Source organism: Curtobacterium sp. AB451, assembly GCF_050585845.1.
Taxonomy (GTDB): Bacteria; Actinomycetota; Actinomycetes; order Actinomycetales; family Microbacteriaceae; genus Curtobacterium.
The window spans coordinates 65,323-88,482 of sequence record NZ_JBOBQG010000006.1; the positions used below are offsets into that span (position 1 = coordinate 65,323).

At 72.4% G+C, this 23,160-nt stretch carries 24 protein-coding genes and 2 pseudogenes; 10 read left to right on the forward strand and 16 right to left on the reverse strand.

The window, feature by feature from the left end; all coding sequences use genetic code 11:
• Together ACQXVK_RS14255 and ACQXVK_RS14260 are read right to left on the reverse strand one after the other, a co-directional pair.
• Complete coding sequence (locus tag ACQXVK_RS14255) at positions 1-672, reverse strand: SDR family oxidoreductase (RefSeq protein ID WP_430853984.1); 672 nt, start codon at positions 670-672, stop codon at positions 1-3.
• Positions 669-2,129 carry a DUF6421 family protein gene (locus tag ACQXVK_RS14260; protein WP_430853985.1) on the reverse strand — a complete coding sequence of 487 codons (1,461 nt, stop codon included), beginning with the start codon at positions 2,127-2,129 and terminating at the stop codon, positions 669-671. The genes ACQXVK_RS14255 and ACQXVK_RS14260 overlap by 4 nt, the downstream gene beginning before the upstream one ends.
• A gap of 294 nt (positions 2,130-2,423) precedes the next feature.
• Here ACQXVK_RS14260 and ACQXVK_RS14265 point away from each other — a divergent pair, with 294 nt between their 5' ends.
• Positions 2,424-4,190: a hypothetical protein gene (locus ACQXVK_RS14265; RefSeq protein WP_430853986.1), complete on the forward strand. Its 1,767-nt coding sequence runs from the start codon at positions 2,424-2,426 to the stop codon at positions 4,188-4,190.
• A 103-nt stretch (positions 4,191-4,293) separates the two neighbouring features.
• On the opposite strand, the gene ACQXVK_RS14270 is transcribed toward ACQXVK_RS14265, so the two are convergent.
• Positions 4,294-4,491, reverse strand: a complete 198-nt coding sequence (locus tag ACQXVK_RS14270; protein ID WP_022907410.1) for a hypothetical protein — start codon at positions 4,489-4,491, stop codon at positions 4,294-4,296.
• A 193-nt stretch (positions 4,492-4,684) separates the two neighbouring features.
• On the opposite strand from ACQXVK_RS14270, the gene ACQXVK_RS14275 reads away from it, so the two are divergent.
• The gene (locus tag ACQXVK_RS14275; protein ID WP_430853988.1) at positions 4,685-6,115 is read left to right on the forward strand and encodes a PepSY-associated TM helix domain-containing protein; all 1,431 of its coding nucleotides are present in this window, start codon (positions 4,685-4,687) and stop codon (positions 6,113-6,115) included.
• Between the two features lie 82 nt (positions 6,116-6,197).
• Here ACQXVK_RS14275 and ACQXVK_RS14280 read toward each other — a convergent pair whose 3' ends face one another.
• The 7 genes from ACQXVK_RS14280 to ACQXVK_RS14310 form a co-directional block, all read right to left on the reverse strand.
• Positions 6,198-8,504, reverse strand: a complete 2,307-nt coding sequence (locus tag ACQXVK_RS14280) for an FdhF/YdeP family oxidoreductase (protein ID WP_430853989.1) — start codon at positions 8,502-8,504, stop codon at positions 6,198-6,200.
• On the reverse strand, positions 8,501-9,433 hold the full coding sequence (gene fdhD, locus ACQXVK_RS14285; protein ID WP_430853990.1) for a formate dehydrogenase accessory sulfurtransferase FdhD: 933 nt from the start codon (positions 9,431-9,433) through the stop codon (positions 8,501-8,503). Before fdhD ends, ACQXVK_RS14280 begins: the two co-directional genes overlap by 4 nt.
• A gap of 147 nt (positions 9,434-9,580) precedes the next feature.
• Positions 9,581-10,753: a molybdopterin molybdotransferase MoeA gene (locus tag ACQXVK_RS14290; protein WP_430853991.1), complete on the reverse strand. Its 1,173-nt coding sequence runs from the start codon at positions 10,751-10,753 to the stop codon at positions 9,581-9,583.
• Positions 10,750-11,016: a DUF6457 domain-containing protein gene (locus tag ACQXVK_RS14295; RefSeq protein WP_031262690.1), complete on the reverse strand. Its 267-nt coding sequence runs from the start codon at positions 11,014-11,016 to the stop codon at positions 10,750-10,752. The genes ACQXVK_RS14290 and ACQXVK_RS14295 overlap by 4 nt, the downstream gene beginning before the upstream one ends.
• Positions 11,017-11,024: 8 nt before the next feature.
• Entirely contained in the window at positions 11,025-11,651 is a 627-nt protein-coding gene (gene mobA / locus ACQXVK_RS14300) for a molybdenum cofactor guanylyltransferase (RefSeq protein WP_430853992.1), read from the reverse strand.
• 56 nt (positions 11,652-11,707) lie between these two features.
• Complete coding sequence (locus ACQXVK_RS14305; protein ID WP_416393201.1) at positions 11,708-12,124, reverse strand: hypothetical protein; 417 nt, start codon at positions 12,122-12,124, stop codon at positions 11,708-11,710.
• Between the two features lie 42 nt (positions 12,125-12,166).
• Positions 12,167-12,400, reverse strand: a complete 234-nt coding sequence (locus ACQXVK_RS14310; RefSeq protein WP_430853993.1) for a PLDc N-terminal domain-containing protein — start codon at positions 12,398-12,400, stop codon at positions 12,167-12,169.
• 342 nt (positions 12,401-12,742) lie between these two features.
• On the opposite strand from ACQXVK_RS14310, the gene ACQXVK_RS14315 reads away from it, so the two are divergent.
• Both ACQXVK_RS14315 and ACQXVK_RS14320 read left to right on the forward strand, forming a co-directional pair.
• Complete coding sequence (locus tag ACQXVK_RS14315; RefSeq protein ID WP_430853994.1) at positions 12,743-13,402, forward strand: AmiS/UreI family transporter; 660 nt, start codon at positions 12,743-12,745, stop codon at positions 13,400-13,402.
• Between the two features lie 107 nt (positions 13,403-13,509).
• Entirely contained in the window at positions 13,510-14,742 is a 1,233-nt protein-coding gene (locus ACQXVK_RS14320; RefSeq protein ID WP_430853995.1) for an acyl-CoA dehydrogenase family protein, read from the forward strand.
• 24 nt (positions 14,743-14,766) lie between these two features.
• On the opposite strand, the gene ACQXVK_RS14325 is transcribed toward ACQXVK_RS14320, so the two are convergent.
• Together ACQXVK_RS14325 and ACQXVK_RS14330 are read right to left on the reverse strand one after the other, a co-directional pair.
• On the reverse strand, positions 14,767-15,204 hold the full coding sequence (locus ACQXVK_RS14325) for a hypothetical protein (RefSeq protein WP_402267901.1): 438 nt from the start codon (positions 15,202-15,204) through the stop codon (positions 14,767-14,769).
• A 129-nt stretch (positions 15,205-15,333) separates the two neighbouring features.
• The gene (locus tag ACQXVK_RS14330) at positions 15,334-15,954 is read right to left on the reverse strand and encodes an NUDIX hydrolase (protein ID WP_083857904.1); all 621 of its coding nucleotides are present in this window, start codon (positions 15,952-15,954) and stop codon (positions 15,334-15,336) included.
• Positions 15,955-16,169: 215 nt separating this feature from the next.
• Between ACQXVK_RS14330 and ACQXVK_RS14335 the strand changes: the two genes are divergently transcribed.
• Both ACQXVK_RS14335 and ACQXVK_RS14340 read left to right on the forward strand, forming a co-directional pair.
• Complete coding sequence (locus tag ACQXVK_RS14335) at positions 16,170-16,337, forward strand: hypothetical protein (RefSeq protein ID WP_430853996.1); 168 nt, start codon at positions 16,170-16,172, stop codon at positions 16,335-16,337.
• 47 nt (positions 16,338-16,384) lie between these two features.
• Positions 16,385-16,789 (forward strand): hypothetical protein, encoded by a 405-nt coding sequence (locus ACQXVK_RS14340; RefSeq protein ID WP_430853997.1) that lies wholly within the window; start codon positions 16,385-16,387, stop codon positions 16,787-16,789.
• Positions 16,790-16,840: 51 nt separating this feature from the next.
• On the opposite strand, the gene ACQXVK_RS14345 is transcribed toward ACQXVK_RS14340, so the two are convergent.
• The gene (locus tag ACQXVK_RS14345; protein WP_430853998.1) at positions 16,841-17,425 is read right to left on the reverse strand and encodes a TetR/AcrR family transcriptional regulator; all 585 of its coding nucleotides are present in this window, start codon (positions 17,423-17,425) and stop codon (positions 16,841-16,843) included.
• 159 nt (positions 17,426-17,584) lie between these two features.
• Here ACQXVK_RS14345 and ACQXVK_RS14350 point away from each other — a divergent pair, with 159 nt between their 5' ends.
• The 3 genes from ACQXVK_RS14350 to ACQXVK_RS14360 all read left to right on the forward strand — a co-directional run bounded on the left by ACQXVK_RS14350 (position 17,585) and on the right by ACQXVK_RS14360 (position 21,031).
• The gene (locus ACQXVK_RS14350; RefSeq protein ID WP_022906503.1) at positions 17,585-18,952 is read left to right on the forward strand and encodes an MFS transporter; all 1,368 of its coding nucleotides are present in this window, start codon (positions 17,585-17,587) and stop codon (positions 18,950-18,952) included.
• 109 nt (positions 18,953-19,061) lie between these two features.
• Complete coding sequence (locus tag ACQXVK_RS14355; protein WP_416393194.1) at positions 19,062-19,877, forward strand: sugar phosphate isomerase/epimerase family protein; 816 nt, start codon at positions 19,062-19,064, stop codon at positions 19,875-19,877.
• A complete protein-coding gene (locus tag ACQXVK_RS14360; RefSeq protein WP_430853999.1) occupies positions 19,874-21,031 on the forward strand; it encodes a Gfo/Idh/MocA family protein in 1,158 nt (385 codons plus the stop codon). The genes ACQXVK_RS14355 and ACQXVK_RS14360 overlap by 4 nt, the downstream gene beginning before the upstream one ends.
• Positions 21,032-21,125: 94 nt before the next feature.
• On the opposite strand, the gene ACQXVK_RS14365 is transcribed toward ACQXVK_RS14360, so the two are convergent.
• Positions 21,126-21,851: an SDR family NAD(P)-dependent oxidoreductase gene (locus ACQXVK_RS14365; RefSeq protein WP_430854000.1), complete on the reverse strand. Its 726-nt coding sequence runs from the start codon at positions 21,849-21,851 to the stop codon at positions 21,126-21,128.
• A gap of 93 nt (positions 21,852-21,944) precedes the next feature.
• On the opposite strand from ACQXVK_RS14365, the gene ACQXVK_RS14370 reads away from it, so the two are divergent.
• On the forward strand, positions 21,945-22,811 hold the full coding sequence (locus ACQXVK_RS14370) for a LysR family transcriptional regulator (RefSeq protein ID WP_430854001.1): 867 nt from the start codon (positions 21,945-21,947) through the stop codon (positions 22,809-22,811).
• 68 nt (positions 22,812-22,879) lie between these two features.
• On the opposite strand, the pseudogene ACQXVK_RS14375 reads toward ACQXVK_RS14370, so the two are convergent.
• Together ACQXVK_RS14375 and ACQXVK_RS14380 are read right to left on the reverse strand one after the other, a co-directional pair.
• Positions 22,880-22,969, reverse strand: a pseudogene (locus tag ACQXVK_RS14375) (DivIVA domain-containing protein); the annotation flags it as partial.
• A 66-nt stretch (positions 22,970-23,035) separates the two neighbouring features.
• A pseudogene (locus ACQXVK_RS14380) lies at positions 23,036-23,155 on the reverse strand (DivIVA domain-containing protein); the annotation flags it as partial.
• Positions 23,156-23,160: the final 5 nt, after the last annotated feature.

The window sequence follows — 23,160 nt, forward strand, 5'->3', positions numbered from 1 at the left end:
TCATCCTAGGGAGGGGTCGAGGGGGAGTCGGGTGCCGTTCACGGTGGCCGCATCGACGTCCCAGAGGCGGACGACCTCGTCGCCGAGGCGGTCCTCGAGGCCGTCCAGGCTCCGGACGACGAACACGGCCGCTGCTGCGGTGTCGGGGGCGTCCTTCCGGAACCCCTGGGCGACGGCGCGCACCCAGGCGTCCGCCGCCGCCTTGGCGGCCGCGTAGTTCGCCGCGCCAGCGGTGGGGGCGTCGACGGCGGTGGACGACACGGACGCGAGTCGCCCGGCCGGTGACGCGACGAGGTCGTCGACCAGCGCTCGGGTGGTGTTGCGGAGGGTGCGGAACCCGCGGTCGAAGAAGTCCCAGTCCGCGTCCGTCTGCCCGGCGATGCTGCCGCCCCCGCGCCAGCCGCCGACCAGGTGGACGAGCCCGTCGACCGGCCCGGTGTCCCGGTGGATCCGCGCGACCAGCGCGTCGACGTCGGCACGCGACGACAGGTCGCACGCGTGGGTGGTGACGCCCGGGACGGCGGTGCGGAGCGCCTCCAGGCCCGCCGCCCTCGTGCCCACGGCCACCACCGTCGCTCCGGCGGCGACCAGTGCCCGTGACACGGCGAGGCCGCTGGCGCTGGTCGCCCCCGCGACCAGCACCGTGCGGCCGTCGAGGCTGCCGTCGCTCACGCGGCGGCGGCCCGTGCGTCGTCGCTCGTCCCGGTGATGCCCGCGGTCGACTCGATCACCGCGGCCATCTTCTTGTCGAGCGCCTCGTAGAACATCGACAGCGGGAACTCGTCGTCGAGGACGGCGTCGGTGTAGCCCCTCGGTGGCCCGGCGAGCGTCTCGGTCGGGAGTCCGCGCGCCCACGCCGAGGCCGGGTGCGGGGTGAGCGTCCGGGTGAGCATCTCGTAGGCGGCGAGCCAGTGCGCCGCCTTCGGCCGGTCGATCGAGCGCCGGTACAGCTCGTTGATCTGGTCGCTCAGGGCGATGATGACGTCCGGCACGGCCTCCCAGTCGATGGTGAGCTGCGTGTCCGTCCAGTGCAGGACGTCGTGCTGGTGCATCCACGCGAAGAGGAGCTGCCCGCCGAGCCCGTCGTAGTTCCGGACGCGGCTGCCGGTGATCGCGAAGCGGAAGATCCGGTCGAACACGACGGCGTACTGCACGAGGCGCGCGTGGTCGCGGATCGCGCGCTGCGCGTCCTGGAGGCTCGCATCCGGCAGCGCCGAGAGGGTGCGTTCCAGACGCACCGACTCGCGGAACGCGGTGAGGTCGCAGCGCAGCTCCTCGAGCGAGTAGAGGAAGAACGGCATGCGCTGCTTGATCATGAACGGGTCGAACGGCAGGTCCCCGCGCATGTGCGACCGGTCGTGGATGATGTCCCACATCACGAAGACCCGCTCGGTGAGCTCCTGGTCGTCGAGCATCGCGCGTGCGTCGTCAGGAAGATCGAGCTTGGTGATCTCGGCGGCTGCGCGGACGACCCGGCGGTAGCGGGCGGCCTCACGGTCCTGGAAGATCGCGCCCCACGTGAACGTCGGCAGCTCGCGCATCGCGACGGTCTCGGGGAAGAGCACGGCCGAGTTGGTGTCGTACCCGGGGGTGAAGTCGACGAAGCGCAGCGCGACGAAGAGCGTGTTGCCGTAGTCGCCGGCCTCGAGCTCGGCGATGAACTCGGGCCAGATGACCTCGACCAGCACGGCCTCGACGAACCGCGAGGAGCTGCCGTTCTGCGTCACCATCGGGAACACGACGAGGTGGCCGATCCCGTCGACGCGGTGCTGCTGCGGCTGGAACGCGGTCAGGGAGTCGAGGAAGTCGGGGACCCCGAAGCCCTCGTCGCGCCACCGGGCGAAGTCGTCCTGCACGGCGTCGAGGAACGCGGCATCGTGCGGGAAGTGCGGGGCGAGCTCGGCGATGGCCGGGATGATCCTCGCGACGTGCTCGGTCGCGGCAGCGTGGTCGGCCGGCTCGGGCACGGAGCCGTCCTGCACCTGGACGGTCTGCAGCGCGGTGACGGCGTCCTTCAGCCGGAGCCAGGCCGGGTGGGCTGCGACCTCGCGGACGGACAGGCGGTCCTCGACGACCTCGGGTTCTCCGACGATGGCGTCCTTCGAGAACTCCTGGACGAACTGCGACATGTCGTACCTCCCGTCATCGGGTCGGCCGCGGTGTGCGGCTGGTGGTGCGCGGAACCGGATCGTGTCTCGAGCCTAGGCAGGATCGGGGAACGCAATCTTGCCCATCTCCGGCGGAATCATGCGCATCCGACGGCACCGCGCTCCGAACCGACCGCACCGCGCAAGGTTCCTCCGTTGCGGGGCACGTCCCGGTCCTCCGATCGTCGGACTGTCTCCTGGCACGGTCGGGTCTACCGTCTGTTGCGTGCGGCAACGACGCCGCACGATGACGAATCGAGCATCATGCAACGACGGATGAAGCACCTCGTCGCGATCGCGCTGAGCGTCGGTGTCGTGGGGGCAGTGCTGCCCGCGGTCTCCGCCCAGGCGGTCACCACGAGCGACACCCCGGACTTCGGGAGCAACGTCAAGATCTACAGTTCCTCCACGCCGACGTCCACGATCCAGGCCGACGTCGACGCGGCGTTCGACTCCCAGCTCCGGAGCACCAGCGCGCAGTTCGGGAGCCAGCGGTACGCGTTCCTGTTCAAGCCCGGCTCCTACGGACGGGTGTGGGCGAACCTCGGGTTCTACACGACGGTCGCCGGCCTCGGGAAGAACCCCGACGACGTCACCATCAACGGTGCCGTGAACGTCGACTCCGGGTGGAACGCCGGTGACGAGAAGAACGCGACGCAGAACTTCTGGCGGTCGGTCGAGAACGTGGCGATCGTCCCGGAGGGCGGGACCGATCGCTGGGCGGTGTCCCAGGCCGCGCCGATGCGCCGGGTGCACATCAAGGGGAACCTCACGATGGGACCCTCGAACCAGGACGGCGGCCAGGGGTACTCGTCCGGCGGGTACATCGCCGACACGAAGGTCGACGGGACGGTCACGTCCGGCTCGCAGCAGCAGTGGTACACCCGCAACTCGTCCATCGGGTCCTGGCAGGGCGGCAACTGGAACATGACGTTCTCGGGCGTGCAGGGTGCACCGGCGAACGACTTCTCGAAGAGCTACACGACCCTGGCGACCACGCCGACGACCCGCGAGAAGCCGTACCTGTACATCGACTCGTCGAACAGGTACCACGTGTTCGTGCCGTCGCTGCGGCAGAGCTCGTCGGGTGTGACCTGGCCGGACACCGCCGGCACGGACATCCCGATGCGGAACTTCTACGTCGCCCACCCGGGCGACTCGGCGGCGACGATCAACAGCGCGCTGTCGCAGGGACTCAACCTGTTCTTCACGCCCGGCACCTACCAGCTGAACGCGCCCATCGCGATCACCCGTCCGGACACGGTCGTCACCGGGATCGGCTTCCCGACGCTCGTGCCGACGCAGGGCAACGCGGTGCTCACCTCGACCGACGTCGCCGGCGTGAACGTGTCGAACCTCGTCGTCGACGCCGGTTCGCAGAACAGCGCCCAGCTCGTCCGACTCGGCACGAGTGGCTCGCACGTCGACCACGCCGCCGACCCGCAGAGCATCCAGGACGTCTTCTTCCGCGTCGGTTCGAGCATCCAGGGCAAGGCGACGACGACCCTGCAGGTCAACGCGGACGACACCCTGGTCGACCACATCTGGGCCTGGCGTGCCGACCACGGTGGGGCCGCCACCGGGTGGACGGTCAACACCGGCGCGACCGGTGTCGAGGTGAACGGCAACGACGTCCTCGCGACCGGTCTGTTCGTCGAGCACTACCAGAAGTACGAAGTGCAGTGGAACGGCAACAACGGACGGACGATCTTCTTCCAGAACGAGATGCCGTACGACGTGCCGGACAACGCGTCGTGGCAGAGCCCGACCGGCGCCGGCTACGCGGCGTACAAGGTCGCCGCGAACGTCACGAGCCACGAGATCTGGGGCGGCGGTGTCTACTGCTTCTTCAACACGAACCCCGCGGTGCACGCCGACCGGGCGTTCGAGGTCCCGCAGACCGCCGGTGTCCGCGCGCACGGGCTCGTCACGGTGTCGCTCGGTGACACGGGCACGATCTCCAGCGTGATCAACGGGGTCGGCGGAGCGGTGCCGACGCCGGCGGGGAACACCGCCCCCAACCGGCTGGCTTCCTACAACTGATCGACGGACGTCCCCGGTGCGGCAACGCTCGCCGCGCCGGGGACTCCGGCGTGGTCAGCCGGCGTCCGGCTCGTCGAGTCCCCGGTGCGGCGACGGCCTCGGATCAGTGGGATCGGGCGGATCCGGGGCGCCGTCCGCTGCCCGGCGCTCCTGCGCCGCGCAGCCGGTCGGTGAGGTGGTCGCCGGCGATCGCCACGACGAGCCAGACCAGGCCGACCACCAACCAGAGCCACTCCACGGCGGGGACGAGCTCGCTGAAGGAGGCGCCGGCGCCGCTTCCGTTCCGGGGGTCGATCGTCATGCGGCAGACCGTATCCGGCCCGGGCGTCGGCAGTCGATTCGGATTCGTTCAAGGTCGCGCTCCGGTACGGGTTCCGGCTGGCCGGTTGCGCTCGGCGGCACGGCTCCCCGCGAGTCCGTGCACCAATGGTTCTACAACTTGTAGAGTGCTCCTCGTCGCGGCACCCGGCCCGACCCCGGCCACCGAGGACCCGATGACCGCCCTGGACGATCGTCCCGTCACCCCGCCCACCCGACCCGAGCCGACGCCCGACCGCCGACGCGGCTGGTTCCTGCAGCTCCTGCTCCGGCTGCACTTCACCGCCGGCGTGTTCGTCGGACCGTTCGTCCTGATCGCGGCGCTGTCCGGCGCCGCGTACGCGCTCGCCCCCTCGATCGAGTCGGCCGTGTACGCGCACGAGCTCACGACACCGTCGCGTGCGGCACCCCTGCCGCTCGCCGACCAGGTCGCGGCCGCGCAGGCGTACGCGGACGAGCACCACCCCGAGGACACGCTGTCCGCGGTGCGTCCGGCGCCGACGGCCGGTGACACCACGCGCGTCATGTTCGCCGAGGACGGGCTGCTCGAGTCACAGTCCCGCGCCGTGTTCGTCGACCCCGCCACGGCCGAGGTCCGCGGCGACCTGCTCGTCTACGGCACCTCGGGGGCCCTGCCGGTCCGGACCTGGATCAGCACCTTCCACCGCACGCTGTTCCTCGGCGACGTCGGGCGCGTGTACAGCGAGACCGCGGCGTCGTGGCTGGGGGTCGTGGCGCTCGCCGGCCTGGCGCTCTGGATCGCCCGGGCACGGACAGCGCGTCGCCGACGGGACCTCGTGCGCCCCGCCCGGGGCGTCAGCGGACACCGCCGCCTGGCCTCGTGGCACGCCTCGACCGGCATCTGGCTGCTCGTCGGCGCCCTCTTCCTGTCCGCGACCGGCATCACCTGGTCACAGTTCGGCGGCGCCAACGTCGATGCGTTGCGCGCCGCATGGGGCTGGCAGACGCCGTCGCTGACCACGTCGCTCGGGCCGTCGTCCGCTCCGGCGGACGAGCACGCCGGGCACCACGGGTCCGCCGCGACCGGTGCCGGCGCACCGACGGTCACCCCGGAGCGCTTCGACGAGGTGCTCGCGGCGGCGAAGGCCGTCAACATCGACGCCGCCGAGGTGCAGATCACCCCGCCGACGACGGCCGACCAGGCCTGGACCGTCGCCGAGATCAAGCGCTCGTACCCGACGGCGGTGGACTCGGTGGCGATCGACCCACGGGACGGGAGCGTGGTGTCCCGGACGGACTTCGACACGTTCTCGGTCCCCGCCAAGCTCACCCGGTGGGGCATCGACACGCACATGGGCACGATGTGGGGCCTGCCGAACCAGGTCCTGCTGTTCGTCACGGCGCTCGGCATCGCCGCGATGGTCGTGTTCGGGTACGGCATGTGGTGGCAGCGCCGTCCGCCCGGTGGTCGGGTCGGGCGTGCGCCGACCGGCGGGGCGCTGGCCCGTGCGCCGTGGTGGGGCGTCGCGGCCGTCGTCGCGGCGGCGCTCGCGCTCAGCGCCGTGCTGCCGACCCTCGGGGTCGGCCTGCTCCTCTTCCTGGTGGTCGACGCGCTCGTCGTGACGTTCCGCGGGCAGCGGACGTGACCGTCCGTGGGACGGGAGGCGCGGTGCGGGCCCGCACCGCGCCTCCCGGCCCACGGGCGCGACGTCCGGAGCGCCTGGCGACCTACGCGGACCGGGTGGCGGCGGTCGGCGTGAGCCGGACCGGGACCGCCTTCGACACGGGGGTGTTGCTGCCCTTCGCCGCGCTGTCGAGCGGCACGAGGACGTTCGCCTCGGGGAAGTAGGCGGCCGCGCAGCCCTTCGCACTCGGGTAGGCGACGATGCGCTGGTCGCGCAGCACGCGCTCGACGTCGTCGTCCCAGACCGTGGTGACGTCGACGTGCTGGCCGTCCTCGAGACCGAGCTCGGCGAGGTCGTCGGGGTTCACGAAGACCACGTGCCGACCCTTCTTGATGCCCCGGTACCGGTCGTTCAGGCTGTAGATCGTCGTGTTGTACTGGTCGTGGGAGCGCAGGGTCTGCAGGAGCAGCGTGCCCGCCGGTCGGTCGACGTGCTCGAGCTCGTTGACCGTGATCATCGCCTTGCCGGTCGCCGTCGCGAAGGTCCGCGAGTCCCGGGGACCGTTCGGCAGGACGAAGCCCTCCTTGCTGCCGGCGCGACGCGAGTAGTCGTCGAAGCCGGGCACGACGTGGCTGATGTGGTCGCGGATCACGTCGTAGTCGTCGCGCATGCGCTGCCAGTCGATCGCGACCCGGTCACCCAGCGTGGCCTTCGCGAGTTCGCACACGATCGCGACCTCGGAGAGCAGGCCGGGGGCGACCGGCGGCACCTGGCCGTGGCTGCCGTGCACCGAGCACACCGTGTCCTCGATGGAGACGAACTGCGGGCCCGACGCCTGGACGTCGATCTCGGTACGGCCCATGGTGGGCAGGATGAGCGCCTCCTCACCGACGACCGCGTGCGACCGGTTCAGCTTGGTCGACACCTGCACGGTCATCTCGGTGCCGCGGAAGGCCTGTTCGGCCAGCTGCGAGTCCGAGATCGCGGCGACGAGGTTGCCGCCCATCCCCATCCAGAACCGGATGTCACCGCGACGCATCGCGTGGATGCCCTTGAGCGCGTCGACGCCGTGCTCGCGCGGTGGCTCGAAGTGGAACTCGGCGGCGAGGGCGTCGAGGAAGCTGTCCGGCATCTGTTCCCAGATGCCCATCGTCCGGTCGCCCTGCACGTTGCTGTGACCCCGGATCGGCGAGGCGCCGGCACCCGGGCGGCCGATGTTCCCGCGCAGCAGCAGGAGGTTGATGATCTCCTTGATCGTGTCGACGGCCTTCGTGTGCTGCGTGATGCCCATCGCCCAGGTGATGATCGTGCGCTCGGACCGCAGGTAGCGGTCGGCGAGCTCGTCGATCTCGTCGATCGTCAGGCCGGTGGCGCGGACGACCTCGTCGTCGTCCACCTGCAGGATGTGCTCCACGAAGGCGTCGTACCCGCTCGTGTGCTCGGCGATGAAGGCGTGGTCGACGACGGTGCCCGGTGCCGCCTGCTCGGCGAGGACGACCCGCTTCGCGACGGCCTGCAGCAGCGCCATGTCCCCACCGAGACGGATCTGCAGGAACTGGTCGGCGATCTGCGTCCCCGTCCCGACGACGCCCCGGACCTTCTGCGGGTTCTTGTACCGGCGGAGCCCCGCCTCGGGCAGCGGGTTGACCGCGACGATCTCGGCGCCGTTCTTCTTGGCGTCCTCGAGGGCGGTGAGCATCCGCGGGTGGTTGGTGCCGGGGTTCTGGCCCATCACGATGATGAGCTCGGTCTGCTCGAAGTCGTCGTACGCGATGGTGGACTTGCCGATGCCGACGGTCTCGGCCATGGCGAGGCTCGTCGACTCGTGGCACATGTTCGAGCAGTCCGGCAGGTTGTTCGTGCCGAAGGCCCGGACGAACAGCTGGTAGACGAAGGCGGCCTCGTTCGAGGTGCGCCCGGAGGTGTAGAACGACGCTTCGTCGGGGCTCGAGAGGCTCCGCAGCTTGTCCGCGATGATCTCGAACGCGCGGTCCCAGCTGACCGTCTCGTAGTGGTCGGAGCCCTTCGGCTTCCAGACCGGCTCCGTCAGCCGACCCTGCATGCCGAGCCAGTACTCCGTCTTCTCGGCGAGGTCGGTCACGGAGTGCTCGGCCCAGAACGTCTCCGGCACGAGCACGGGCGTGGCCTCCCAGACGACCGCCTTGCCGCCGTTCTCGCAGAACTCCGCGACCTTGCGGTGGTCGGGGTCCGGCCAGGCGCAGCTCATGCAGTCGAAGCCGCCCTTCTGGTTCAGGGACGTCATGAGCTTCAGCGTGCGTGCGACGCCGAGCTGCTGGATCGCCGGACCCATCGAGTGCAGCACCCCGGGGACGCCGGCTGCCCAGTCCTTCGGCTCGCCGACGGTGAGGTCGGCGTCGGTCACGTCGGCGACGGGGGGTTCTTCGGTCATGAGGCGCTCACGGTCGTTCGGGGGTGGGAGGCGGGGTCTGCTGCTGCTGGTTCTTCAGCTTCAGCTTCAGCTTCAGCTTCTGCTTCTGCTGCTGCTCGTGCTTCGGCGATGCGGTCCGGTCGGCTGTAGACCACCATGCTCTGCCCGCGGAGGAAGCCGACGATGGTGACGCCGACCTCGGTGGCCAGGTCGACCGCGAGCGACGACGGCGCGGAGACGGCCGCGAGCACGGGGATGCCGGCCATCGACGCCTTCTGTGTCAGTTCGAAGCTCGCGCGCCCCGACACCATGAGGACCGTGCCGGTCAGGGGGAGCAGGTCCTCCTTGACGGCCCAGCCGACGACCTTGTCCACGGCGTTGTGCCGCCCGACGTCCTCACGCAGGACGAGCATGCGACCGGTGCGGCCGTCGAACAGCGCTGCGGCGTGCAGCCCGCCGGTCTTCTCGAACACGGCCTGGGCCTCGCGGAGCTGGTCGGGGAAGGTCGCCAGGAGCGCCGGGTCGACGACGAGGTCGTCGTGGAGGACGGCGTGCTGCGACTGCGTCCGGACCGCGTCGATGCTCGCCTTGCCGCAGAGCCCGCAGGAGCTCGTCGTGTAGAACGACCGCTCGAGGCTCGGGTCCGGCGCGGGGACGCCCCGCGCGAGGGTGACGTCGAGGACGTTGTACGTGTTCAACCCCTCGGCCGTGGCGCCCGCGCAGTACCGGGCGGCCGCGAAGTCGTCGCCCCGGGCGATGACGCCCTCGGACACCAGGAAGCCCGCGGCGAGGTCGAAGTCGCTCCCCGGGGTGCGCATCGTGATCGCGAGTGCGCTCCCCCCGACGCGGATCTCCAGGGGCTCCTCGACGGCGAGCAGGTCGTCCCGGACCGCCCGGGACGTTCCGACGGTGATGCGGGTGACGCGTTTCCGGGCGGTGATCCGGTTCATGGTTCGGGTCTACCACCGGCGGCTGCGACCACCAAGGGGCTCGCCCGTCGGAGTGCGGATCGGGGCCAGCCTCGGGGTCGTCATCCCGTCGGGGTCGTCACCCCGTCGGGGTCATCGTCCCGTCGGGGTCGTCACCCCGTCGGGTCGTCAGCCCCAGGGCAGCGGGACGGCCGCGGCGGTCTCGCCTGCTCGTCGTCCACCGGCGGGGACGACGAGCAGCCCCTCGGCCTCGGCCAGCCCGCGCAGCATCGCCGAGCTCTGGTGCGTCGTCGGGACCGCACCCGCACCCGTGGACCGGTACGCCAGGACGAGGGCACCGGGCCGCTCGTTCGGCACGTCGACGCCGAGCCGGATCACCGATGGCCGGTCGACCGGGCGCCCCAGGAGCCCGGCCACCAGCGGCCCGCCGAACAGCACCATCCCGACCATGGCGGCCATCGGGTTGCCGGGCAGGCACAGGTGGAGCGTCCGTCCCCGGCGAGCCAGCAGCACCGGTCGGCCCGGACGGACGTCGACGCGGTCGACGACGAGTTCCGCACCGATCCGTGCGAGCGCGCCGCGGACGTGGTCGGTCGACGAACCGGCCGTCCCGCCGGTGCTCACCACGAGGCGCTCCGGGGCGTCGCCGAGGGCAGCGGCCGTCTCGTCCGCGCCGTCCGGCACGTGGACGGCCACGGTCGGAGCGGCGCCCATCGACCGGAGGACAGCGGGCAGCGTGGGGGAGAAGACGTCGCGGACACGACCCGGGAGTGGGACGCCGCGCCCGACGACCTCGTCGCCGAGCACCGCAACCCTGACGGTCGGAGCAGGGGCGACGCGCACCTCGTCGACGCCCGACGCAGCGGCGAGGGCGATCCGCGGCGGGGTCAGGACGTGCCCGGACCCGAACAGCAGTTCGCCCCGTGCGACCTCCTCCGCAGCGGGCCGGACGTGTCGACGGTGCGAGGCGGTGTGCCGGACGAGCAGCCCCGCCGCATCGAGTCCGGCGTCCTCGGAGCGGACCACCACGGACGTGCCCGGAGGGACGGGCGCCCCCGTGGTGATCGGACGCGCCGTGCCGGGAACCAGGGGTTCGACCGACGGCGCAGCCCCGGCGACGATCGGCGCACCGACCCGCCACGGTCCGTCGCCCGCCACGGCCCAGCCGTCCATCGCGGCACCGTCGTGCCCGGGGACGTCGCCGGGAGCGTCGAGCGGCGCCGCGAGCGTGCGACCGACGGCCCCGTCGAGCGCGATCGTCTCGGGAACGCCGAGGAGCTGGAGGCCCTGCCGGTGCGCCGCGTCCCGGGCGTCCAGCCAGGGCAGGAGTGAGCCCGTCACGCGTCGGACTGCTCGCCCCGTGCGGTGGCGAGCCGGGTCGCGGTGGCCGCGGCCTCGGTGACGTCGGCCGTCGTGCCACCGCGGAGCCCCGCCGCGTACCCGACCAGGAACGTCGTCAGCGGTGCGGCCGGCCGCGCCACCCCGTGCGCCGCGTCACGAGCGAGGTCGAGCACGACGTCGACGTCGAGCTCGAAGTCGGCGGGGAACCCGAGCGCCGCGGCGAGCTCTGCGGTCCATCCGGCCAGGACGTCGTCTGTGGTCATGGGGCCAGTCAAGCAGGATCGGTGAGACGGGCTGCGGCATCCGGATCGTCGACGTCCGCGCAGAGCGCCGAGGGCACGGCGACCTCGACCAGGTCGAGCGGAGCGAGGAGTCGCCGCATCGACGTGCCCGCCAGCGTGCCGGCGTCCGCTCGCAGCGACTCCACCGCCTCCCGGAGCGCGGCCGTCCCGTACAGCGCGAGCAGCGGCTGGCGTCGGCCGTCGTCGTCGACCGCGACGACGCCGTCCCGGAGTCCGTCGGTCGCCGTCACGCTCGCAGCCTCGATCAACCGCGCGGCCGCCGCCTCGACCAGCCGTGCGGTCGCCGCCCCGGGGTGGACCAGGTCGCACGCCAGGACGAGGGTGAGCGGCGCGTGCACCGACACCGCCTCCAGCCCGGCGGCGATCGCGGCCACGGGACCGGCGAACGGCGGGTCCTCACGCGCGCGGACCACCCGCGGGGGCAGCGCGTCGGCGTCACGCGGTCCGACCACGACGACCCGGACGGCGCTCGCCGCAGCCGCGACCGCGTGGTCCAGGAGCGTCGTGCCGCGAGCGCGCAGCGCCGTCTTGTCGATGCCGCCGAGTCGCGCTGCCCGCCCACCGGCGAGCAGGACGGCGTCGTACGGTTGGTGCACGGGGCCTCCTCGGGTCGACCTGCATCATGCCCGATGTGCGGCCCCGGTGCGGTGGGTCAGCCCCGCCGACCGGGACGGCGCAGCGGCCGGTGACCCCACCAGCCGAGCCCGTCGGCGTCCAGGTCGAGGTCGTCGATGTGCCGACCGAGCGGTTCGCCGATGTTGTGGTCCGCGACCTCCCACCCGAACTCCTCGGGCGTCGGCTCGTCGCCGGTCGTGTACACGTCGAGCCAGTCGACCGAGGTGCCGCGGTCGCGGATGACACCGACCCGCGGACCGCCGAACGGTGCGTCGTAGACCACCCGGAACCCGTCCTCGGTCGCCCAGGCGTCGTGGACCACCACGGAGCGGCCCTCGGTCGGGCCGCCGTCGCGCAGCTTCCGCAGACAGGCGAGGAGTGCGCGCGGACCCCACTCGTCCGACGCAGCCGACTCGAGTCCGGCGATCAGCTCGGCGTGGCGCTCGCTCGTCACCGCGTCACGCGCCCGGACGAGCACGGAACGGGCGGACGACGCTCACGCGCGCGGGCCGTTCGCCCGGTCGAGTCGATCGGCTGCTCGTCCCAGGAGCCAGTTCACGGCCCAGCCGAGCACACCGATGACCGGCAGCGCGAGGACCACGACGGTCCAGAGCACCTTCACGACGTCGCTCCGCCGTCGGTCCCGCCACACCTGCACCAGCGCGATCACGTCCAGCGCCAGCAGGACCAGCACCACCAGCACGTGCGTCCCACCCAGGTTCTCGAGCACGTCGTCCTCCCCTCGTCGCGCCGCGGCGCGCGGTGCGCTGCGCGGCCGTCCCAGGATAGGAGCGGGCACGGTCGGGGATCGTCCGTCCAGCGGTTGACATCACCGCCAACCGGCCAACCGGCCAACCGGCCAACCGGCCAACCGGCCAACCGGCCAACCGGCCAACCGGCCCACCGCTCACCGGCCCAGGCCCGTCCGTCGATCCGTCCGCGCACGGGGCACCGGTGGCACGTCGGTCACGCGGAGCAACGAGCCGCGGCCGCTCCGTCACCGCGCGTCACGGACGGACACGGTGCGACACAACCCTTCCGGCGGGCACGGCGCGGTGCCACGGTTCTCCGCATGGCGTACATCTGCTTGCTCCTCTCCGGCGCAGCGCTCCTGGTCAACGGCCTCACGCTCCTCGGACGCGTCCCCGGCCGGGACAGCGGCGTGTTCAACGTCCTCATCGGCGGCCTCCAGCTCCTGCTGTGCATCGCCGTCGCCGTCGCCGCAGACGGTTCCCTCCCCGCCCTGCTGTCCATCACGGGGACGTTCCTGTTCGGCCTGACCTACCTGTACGTCGGTCTCGATGCCCTCGCCGGCCTCGGGGCGACCGGACTGGGGTGGTTCTGCGGCTTCGTCGCGGCGGTCGCCGTCGCGTTCGCCGCCACGAACGTCGCGGTCGACCCGGTGCTCGCCGTCCTCTGGGCGACGTGGGCCGGGCTCTGGACGCTGTTCTTCCTGCTGCTCGCCCTGGGTCGTGACATCGGCCGGTTCACCGCCTGGGCGCTCGTCCTCGCGAGCCAGACCACCACGACGGTGCCGGCGCTGCTCGGACTCGCCGGACGGTGGCCCGCCGGGGGCTGGTGGACCACCGGAGCGGTCGTGGTCGCGATCGCCGTGTTCGTCGGCGCCGCGGTCCTCGCACGACGGGCATCGCCCCGGTCGACCGCCGCAGCCGGCGTCGACGGTGCCACCCCGGTCGAGCACGTGGTCGCCGCGCCGACCGCGGCCGTCTGACGACAGCGCCGCGACAGCGACCACGACCCCGCCCCCGAAGCCCGCCCCACCGCCCGACCCCGAACCCCGCCCCCACCGCCCGACCCCGTACCGGAAGGCACACCACCATGACCGACACCACCGCTGCCCGTCCCGCGACCGACGACGCCGTCGACTACGAGACCCTCGCCGCCCGCTTCCGACCGATCTTCGACCGCATCGCCGCCGGTGCCAGTGCCCGCGAGCAGGAGCACCGCCTGCCCTTCGACGAGATCCGCGAGCTCGCCGCCGCCGGGTTCGGCGCCGTGCGCGTCCCCGTCCGGTTCGGTGGGGCGGGTGCGACGCTGCCGCAGGTGTTCCGCCTGCTCACCGAACTCGCCGCCGCCGACAGCAACATCCCGCAGGCCCTCCGCGGCCACTTCGCCCTCGTCGAGGACCGACTCGTCGCCCGCACGGGGGAGCGCGACGCGTGGCTCGAGCGCTTCGGCCGCGGGGAGATCGCCGGGAACTCCTGGACCGAGGTCGGTGCCGTCCAGATCGGTGACGTCATCACGAAGGTGACCCCGCAGGACGACGGCACGTTCCGGATCAGCGGCCAGAAGTACTACTCGACGGGCAGCATCTTCGCCGACTGGATCGACACGTACGCCGAGCGCACCGACACCGGGGAACGGGTCATCGCGATCGTCGACGCCCACCAGCCGGGTGTGACCCACGGCGACGACTGGGACGGCTTCGGCCAGCGCACCACCGGCTCGGGCACCAGCACCTTCACCGACGCGGTCGTCGCCGCCGACGCGGTCATCCCGTTCGACGACCGGTTCAAGTACCAGACCGCCTACTACCAGGCCGTGCTCCTCACGGTGCTGGCGGGCTCGGTCCTCGCCGCCGAACGCGAGATCGCCCTGCAGGTCCGGAGCCGCAACCGCGTGTTCTCGCACGGCAACGCCGACACCTTCGCGGCCGACCCGCAGATCCTGCAGGTCGTCGGTGAGGTCTCCGCCGCCGGCTTCGCCGCGTCGGCGATCGTCGACCGGGCAGCGGAGGCGCTGCAGGCCGCGTACGAGGGCGCCGCCCTCGACACCGCCGAGGACGAGCGGCGCAACGACCGCGCGGAGCTCGCGACGGCGCAGGCGCAGGTCGCGCTCACCTCCCTCGCGACGACGGCGACGAGCCACCTGTTCGACGCCCTCGCCGCGTCCGGCGTGAGCACGACGAAGAACCTCGACCGGCACTGGCGCAACGCCCGCACCGCTGGCAGCCACAACCCGTGGGTGTTCAAGGCGCGCATCATCGGCGACCACGCCGTGAACGGCGTCGAGCCGCCGCGTGTCTGGGCGATCGGCGCGACGCGTCGGTAGTCCGAGCGCCGTCGGCCGGGTCGGTCAGAACAGGTTGCCGCCGCTGGCGACCTGCAGCGCGACGACCGCCCCGGCGAAGACGAGCAGCACGCCGACGAGCGTCGTCAGCGCGACGGGCCACCCCGTCCGCCGTCGGCCGCGGCGTGCGACCGACCCGGCGATCCCCACGACGAGGACGACCGCCGTGAGGACGAGGTGCCAGGCCTCGATGGTCGTGCCGACGTCCCCGTCGCCGGCGGCGCACCCCGGTGTGGGTTGCGCGCAGGCGGCGAACGCCAGCTGGCCGACGAGGACCGCGAACCACGCCGCCGGGCTCACGAGGACGGCCGCGCCGAGGAGCAGGACGGTGGCGACGAGGTCGCCCACGCCCGGCGCCGGCCGTGCGGGTCGCTCGACGGGTCGCTCGGGGTGCAGCTCCAGGTCGTCACCGGGATCGTCCCACCAGTCCTCGCGTGCCCCCACGTCCCCAGCGTAGGGGCAGGGTGTCGACGTGCGCCGACGGCGGACGGGAGGCGCGGGTCGGGCCCGCACCGCGCCTCCCGTCCGGGAGCGGGCCCGGCCGCACCCGCGACCGCCCGTGCAGCGACGCGGTCAGGCGCGCGTGCGCGGCAGGGCGACCTCGCGACGGTCGTCCCACGGTTCGGCCCAGCCGAGGCGGTCGAAGAGCGCGTCGAGGAGCATCGCGGTGAAGCCCCAGACGACGTGCTCGGTCCCGTCGGCGTCGATGGTGAAGGCGGGGCCGCGCCACTCCTGGCCGCCGCGGCGGATCACCGTCACACCCCGGTGGGCCGGGTCGAGCAGGTCGGCGACCGGGGCGCGGAACACCGCGGCGGACTCGGCCCGGTCCACGACCCGGACGGGGGAGGACTCCCGCCACCACCCGAGCACCGGCGTCACGAGGTGCCTCGAGAACGCGAGCGGCACCGGGGCGACCGTGCCGAGGACGTCCACGCCCGCGGGGTCGAGACCCGTCTCCTCGCGCGCTTCGCGGAGCGCCGCGTCGACCGCGTCGGTGTCTCCCGGGTCGACCCGGCCGCCGGGGAACGCAACCTCGCCGGGGTGTGCCCGGAGTGTGGCGGCACGGGCGAGGAGCAGGACGTCGAGTCCCCTGGACACCGCGGCGTCGGCGGCCGGACGGTCGCTCGGGACGTCGTCGAGCTCGCCGAACAGGATGAGGACGGCGGCGTTGCGTGAGGCGCTCGCCTCGGGCATGCCCGTCACGAGCGGGGCGGCACCGGGAGCCACGAGCGCGGACAGTTGGTGGCGCGCCGGGTTCACGCCGTCAGCCTAGGCGTTGGCCGCCCGCGCGGACATCCGGAAGGCGTGGTCGAGGCCGCGTCCGGCGGGCTTCTCCGAGGCGGGGTCGGTACGTTCCGACACCACCGGGACCACGGCGGTCCCGCACCGACACTGCACGGGAGCACACCATGAGCGACACCGACGGCACCGCACCGAAGAACGACTCGGAGGGCACCCCGAAGCCGGACGGCCTCGGCGAGGACGGCACCATCCCCAACGAGCCCGACGGCCTCGCCGCCGGACACGCGGGCGACGACTCGCACTTCAACCCCGAGGAGGACGACGGCACGGAGTGAGCGCGGCGCGGGGTGGCCGACCGGCGGGTGACCTGGGACGATCGAGCATGGGGAATCGCCGGGGCACGCTGGTCACCGCCACGATCGGGATCGGGCTGGTGCTGGCGCTCGCCGGGTGCTCCTCGCCCGGGTCGGCCTGCGCCGACTACGGGCAGGGCAACACGGTGAACGTGGTCGTGCCCGACCACCTCGCGACCGCCGTCGAGTCCGTCGCCGTGTGCGTCGGTGCCGACTGCACGCCGGAGCGGGAGTCGGCGACGTCGGAGGTCGACGGCACGACCTGGACGGTCCCGGTCGAGCAGACGCAGGACGAACGCGGCCGTGTGGCGCTCTTCGACGCCCACGGTGCGCGGCTCGACGAGCGCGGGGTCGACCTGGCCTGGACGGACTACGGCTTCGGGGCACCCCTGCAGTGCCGGGGGAGCGGTGTCGCCGAGGTCCGACTCGACTGACGACCCGAGGTGCGGGCCGCACCGGACGGTGAGCTCGGAGACGCTCGGAGACTAGAGCACCCGCTCCAGCAGCCGGAGCGTCCCCGCGATGTCGACGTCCCGGTCGAGCAACCACTGCACCTGCAGGCCGTCGAACGCCGCGATGATGAGTGACGCCACCTGGTCGAGGTCCGCGTCGCTGTGCCGGCCGGACGCCGTGAGCTCGTCGCGGAGCTGGCCGGCGAGCTCGGCCCTGGCCGTTGCGAACCGCCCCGCGAAGTACGACCGTGCCGTCTCGTTCCCGGGTTCGACCGAGGTCCCGAGGAGGGTCGTGTAGAGCGTCACCAGCGCGGGTTCGACGACGTTGCGGTGCGCGACGAACTCGAGCCTGGTGAACACGCCTGCGGTGTCGCCGAGGGCCCGGTTCGACGCCTCGTCGCGTTCCCGGAGCACCTCGACGAGCAGGGCTTCCCGCGACGAGAAGTAGTGCCGGAGGGCGGCGTGCGAGACACCGATCGCCTCGCCGATCGCCCGGAGCGAGGTGCCGTCGATGCCACGGGAGGCCACGACCTCGAGCGTCTGGTCGAGGATCTCCTGCCGACGCTGCACGCCCTTGGCGTACGGGCCGCGGCTGCTGCTTCCGTCGGTGGAGGTCACGCGGCCAAACCTACCGGCAGCCCCGCATTGCCGAAGAACGAGCGGAAAGTACCGCAACAAAAACTTCCGGTCGGAGGTTTTGGGTGCTACTGTCCCGATCACCTAGTAGGACTAGGGATTCAGACGGGCCCCGAAGCCCCTGTGACTCGAGGAGGAGTCATGTCGACACCGACGTCGAAGGAAGAACCCACCCGCGGCATCGCCGGGACCGCGTCCCCCGCGGTCACCGCAGCCGCCGGCGCCACCGCGACGGACGAGGCAGCAGCCTCCCGCGCCTTCTCGGTCGAGGGCATCACCCAGGCCGTCAGCTCCGTGCGCGTCGGCCGCGGCTACCTCTGGGGCCTGAGCTTCGCCCAGTTCGGCCTGTTCGTCGCCCTGCTCACGCCGGTGTTCGTGAGCATGTCGATCAAGGCGAGCGAGCTCAACCCGAGCAACCCGGAGTCGGTCGTGGGATCGGTCCTGCCGTTCGGCGCCTTCGGTGCCCTGCTGGCGAACCCGCTCTTCGGAGCCATCTCGGACCGCACCCGCACCCGCTGGGGTCGCCGTCGCCCGTGGATGATCGGCGGCGTCGTCGTCTTCGTCGGCGCACTCGCCTGGCTGGCCTTCTCGCCGAACCAGCTGCAGCTCACCCTGGCGTGGGTCCTCGCGCAGGTCACCGCCAACGCCGTGCTCGCCACGCTGACCGCGAGCTTCGCCGACAACGTGCCCGAGTTCCAGCGCGGCAAGGCGTCGAGCGTCATCGCCCTTGCCCAGAACATCGCGATCCTCGCCGGGCTGTACCTGGCCGTCTACCTCGTCGGCAACCTGCCCGTCCTCTTCATCGCTCCGGGCATCCTGGCGATCATCGCGATCGTGGTCTACGCCGTCATCGCCCGTGACGACCTGCCCACCACGCCGATCAAGCCGTTCAGCTGGATCAACCTGATCAGCTCGTTCTGGACGAACCCGATCAAGCACCGCGACTTCGGGCTCGCCTGGTGGGGCCGCTTCCTCATCACCTTCGGCACCTTCATGTTCACGACGTACCGCCTCCTCTACATGGAGGACCGGATCGGGCTCCCGCAGAAGGAGGCCGTCGGGGTCGTCGCGTTCGGTGTGCTCCTCTACACCGTCGCCCTCCTCGCCAGCGCCGCGCTCTCCGGCTGGGTGTCCGACCGTGTCGGCCGCCGCAAGGTGTTCGTCTGGAGCTCCACCGCCCTCACCGCGGTCGGCCTGGTCATCCTGGCGCACGTGGACACGGTCGGCGGGTTCTACTTCGCCGAGATCGTGATGGGCTTCGCCTTCGGCATCTACGCCGCGATCGACACCGCGCTCATCGTCGACGTGCTGCCCGACCCGGAGCGTCCCGGCAAGGACCTCGGCGTCATCAACATCGCGAACGCCCTGCCCCAGTCGCTCGCCCCCGCGGTCGGCCTGTTCCTCCTCGGCATCGGCGGTGGACAGAACTACACGCTCATGCTCTGGGGCGCCGGCGTCGCGGTCCTGCTCGGGGCCCTCGTCATCCTCCCCATCAAGTCGGTCAAGTAGCGCACTCAGTGCGTCAGCAGCCTGGAGGCGCGACCCGCGTCCGCAACGCGAGCCGCGCCTCCAGGCCGTCACCGCCACCCCGCGACGACGCGGGCAGAAAGGACCCACCATGGCTCCCGCCATCTCCCTGCAGCTCTACACGGTGAACGCCGCGCTGGAGCCCGACCTCGACGGCGGCGTCCGCCGCCTCGCCGAGATCGGCTTCGACACCGTCGAGGCGTTCGCGTTCGTCGGTCGATCCGCCGAGCTCAAGCAGGCGTTCGACGCCCACGGCATCACCGCGACGACCGGGCACGCCTTCCTCGTCGAGGAGACCATCCCGCTGCCGGACGGCAGCGTCATGACCGCCCCGTCGCACGCCGACACGTTCGCCGCCGCGAAGGAGCTCGGCCTCGAGATCGTCATCGACCCGTTCGTCGGGCCCGACCACTGGACCACCCGCGAGGGCGTCGAACGCATCGCTGCCAGACTCAACGCCGCCGCCGTGGAAGCCGCCGAGCACGGTCTGCGCGTCGGCTACCACAACCACGACCACGAGCTCCGGCCGCAGATCGACGGCCAGCCCGCGCTGCAGGTGCTCGCCTCGCTCCTCGACCCGGGCGTGGTGCTCGAACTCGACCTCTACTGGGCATCTGCCGCCGGCATCGACGTCGTCGCGTTCATCCAGGAGCTCGGCGACCGCATCGTCGCCGTGCACGTCAAGGACGGCCCGATGCGCGAGGGCATCTCCACCGCGACGATCCCCACCGACCAGACCCCGGCCGGCCAGGGCGACGTCCGGCTCGCCGAGGCGCTGGCCGCGGCGCCAGCCCTCGAGTACGCCGTCATCGAGTTCGACGGCTACGACGGCGACGTCTTCGACGGCGTCGAACAGTCCTACCGGTGGCTCCGCGCCACCCTGAGCACGGAGGCGGTCTCCGCATGACCCGCACGGGCACGGTCGGCATCGGGTTCATCGGCGCCGGCATGATCAGCGAGCAGTACCTGTCGAACCTCACGCGGTTCCCCGACGTCGAGGTGGTCCGGATCGGCGACATCGACACCGAGCGCGCGGCGGCGTCGGCCGCGAAGTGGGGCGTCGCAGCGTCCGGTACCGGTGACGAGGTCCTCGCGGACCCGGACGTCGAGATCGTGATCAACCTCACGCTGCCGGCGACGCACGTCGAGGTCTCCACCGCCGCGCTCCGTGCCGGCAAGCACGTGTGGAGCGAGAAGCCGATCGGGGTCGACCGCGAGTCCGCAGCCGGGTTGGTCGCACTCGCCGAGTCGCTCGGGTTGCGGCTCGGCATCGCACCCGACACCGTGCTCGGCACCGGGTGGCAGACCGCCAAGCGGGCGATCGAGGCCGGCGCGATCGGCACACCGCTGACCGCGGTCACCAGCTTCCAGTGGCAGGGCCCCGACGTCTTCCACCCGAACGCGTCGTTCCTGTACGCGAAGGGCGCCGGCCCGCTGTTCGACATGGGGCCGTACTACTTCACCGCGCTCGTGCACCTGCTCGGGCCGATCGCCTCGGTCGTCGCGACCGGCTCCCGATCGCGGGACACCCGGCAGCTGGTCGTCGGGCCGAACGCCGGCCAGGAGTTCCCGGTCGAGGTCCCCACGCACCTCTCCGTGCTGACGTCGTTCGAGCACGGCGGCCACGCGCAGTCCCTGCTCTCGTTCGACACCCCGCTGTTCCGGCACGGCGTCTTCGAGGTCAACGGCACCGAGGGCACGATCGTCCTGCCCGACCCGAACACCTTCGGCGGCGGCCACCCGATCCGCATCGCTCGGCCGCTCTCGAAGGACGTGTCGTTCCCGTTCGAGCAGGAGTGGGAGACCGTCCTCGACGCCGAGCCCACGGCCGGCCGGGGACTCGGCGTGCTCGACATGGCGCGGGCGATCCGCGGCGGCGGCGCACACATCGCGACGGGCGAGGTCGGGTACCACGTGCTCGACGCGATGGTCGCGGTGGAGGAGTCCGTCGAGCGCCGTGCGTTCGTCGAGGTCGCGTCCACCGTGGCGCCGATCGCATCGCTGGCGGAGGACTTCGACCCGTTCGCCCGCACGCTCGCCACGGAGCCGGCCGCCGTCTGACCCGCGCCGGTGCGCGACAGGAGGCGCCGCTCACGTTCCGTTGCGTGCGGAACGCGAGCAGCGCCTCCGGTCCGTCACCGGACGCCGTCCGTCGTCACCAGGGGACGACGCCGGCGTCCTCGAAGAACCCGCCCCGCGGGCCGTCGTCCGGCAGGGTCGCCAGCCGGACCGCGGTCGCCGCGCCCTGGGCCGCCGTCCGGTCGCCGGCGAAGTCGTTGAAGTCCGTCGCGACGAGTCCCGGGCACGCCGCGTTGACGATGATCGGGGTGTCCGCGAACGCACGGGCGTACTGCGTCGTGATCCCGTTCAGGAACGTCTTCGACGGCGCGTAGGCGGCCATCACCGGACCCGGCTGGCGTCCGAGCGAGCCCATGCTGCTCGACGCGTTCACGATCCGCGGGGCGGGGGAGCGCCGGAGGAGCGGCAGCATCGCGTTCGTCACCCGGACCACCCCGTACACGTTCACGTCGACGACCTGCCGGACCACGTCGAGGTCGAGGGTCGTCGGGTCCTGCGTCCACGTCACCGGGTCGAACGGGCCGGAGACCCCGGCGTTGTTCACGAGCACGTCGAGTCGACCGAAGCGCTCCTCGACCTCGGCGGCCGCCTGCGCCACGCTCCGGTCGTCCGTCACGTCGATCCGGACCCCGTGCGCGTCGACGCCGCTCGCGCGCAGCCGGGAGACCGCCTCGTCGCGACCGGCGTCGCTCCGTGCCCCGACGAGCACCCGCATCCCCCTCGCGCCGAGCTGCTCGGCGATCGCGTACCCGATCCCCTTGTTCGCGCCGGTCACCAGCGCGGTGGTCACATCGTCATCCATGGCTCGATCGTCCGCCCGGAGCGTCGGCGACGTCCAACACCGATCGGGTAGGTGGTGATACTCGCCGGGTATCGAACGGCGTAGGATCCGGGCGTGGACGACGTCGAGACGCGGGAGCTCCGGTACTTCGTGGCCGTCGCCGAGGAACGGCACTTCGGTCGCGCAGCCGCCCGGCTCGGCATGGCCCAGCCCCCGCTGTCGCGGGCGATCCGGCAGCTCGAGGAGCGGATTGGCGTCCGGCTGTTCGACCGTGACCGCCGCGGGGTGGCACTCACCGAGGCCGGATCGGTGCTCCTGCGCGACGCTCCCGTCGCCCTCGACGCGGTGCGCGCGGCCGTCCGACGGGCCCGCCGCGCCGGGATGCCGGAGCAGCGCCTCGTCCTCGCGACGAAGGCCGGGTCGTCGCACGAGTTCCTGCAGGCGCTGCTCGACGCCGCTCCCGCGGACGTGCCGATCGACGTGGTCCTGTGCGAGATCGGCGAGCAGGCCGGGCTCCTGCTCGACGGGACCGCCGACGTCGCCCTCATGCACCGGCCGTTCGACGACTTCGCGGGCATCGACGCGGTCGACCTGTACTCCGAGCCGCAGGTCGCGATCGTCCCCGCATCACACCCGCTGGCCGATCGTCGATCGCTCACGATGGCCGAGGTGTCGTCGGTCCCGGACCTGCCGATGGCCAGGTGGCCGCTCGCCGACTGGACCTACCCGCCCGGGCCCGGCCCGGAGGTGCACTCGCAGTCGCAGCTGGCGCAGCTGGTCGCCCTCGGCCGGACGCTGCTCGTGATCCCCCGGTCGAGTCGCGCCTGGCAGTGGCCGGAGCACACCGCGGTGCCGGTGCTCGACGCGCCCGTCGCCACGACGGTGCTCGGGTGGCCCGCGGGACGGCGGAACCCGGCGGTCGCGCGGCTGGTGGAGACCGGACTGCGGATCGGCGAGGCGGCCGACGCGGTCAGCGCCTGACGGGGCCGGTCAACCGCCGGCGCGCGGCCGGCGACGGCCGGGGTCGGTCAGCCGCGGCCGGCGTGCTCCCGCAGGGCGACCACCACACGGTCGAGGAAGTCGTCGACCTCGTCCTGGCGGTAGCCCTCGCGGAACTTGGTCGGCCGGAAGCGCGCCAGGGTGACGTCCTCGGGTGTGAGGGGGTCGACCGGACGTCCGGACTCGTACCCGGCGAGGGTCGCCCGGACCCGGTCGAGGAAGTCGTCGACCTCGCCCTGGTCGTACCCTTCGCGCCACTTCGTCGGTGCGAACCGCACGTTCGTCACATCGCTCGCGAGCATGCTCTCCCCCTCGTACCGGCCCATCGCCG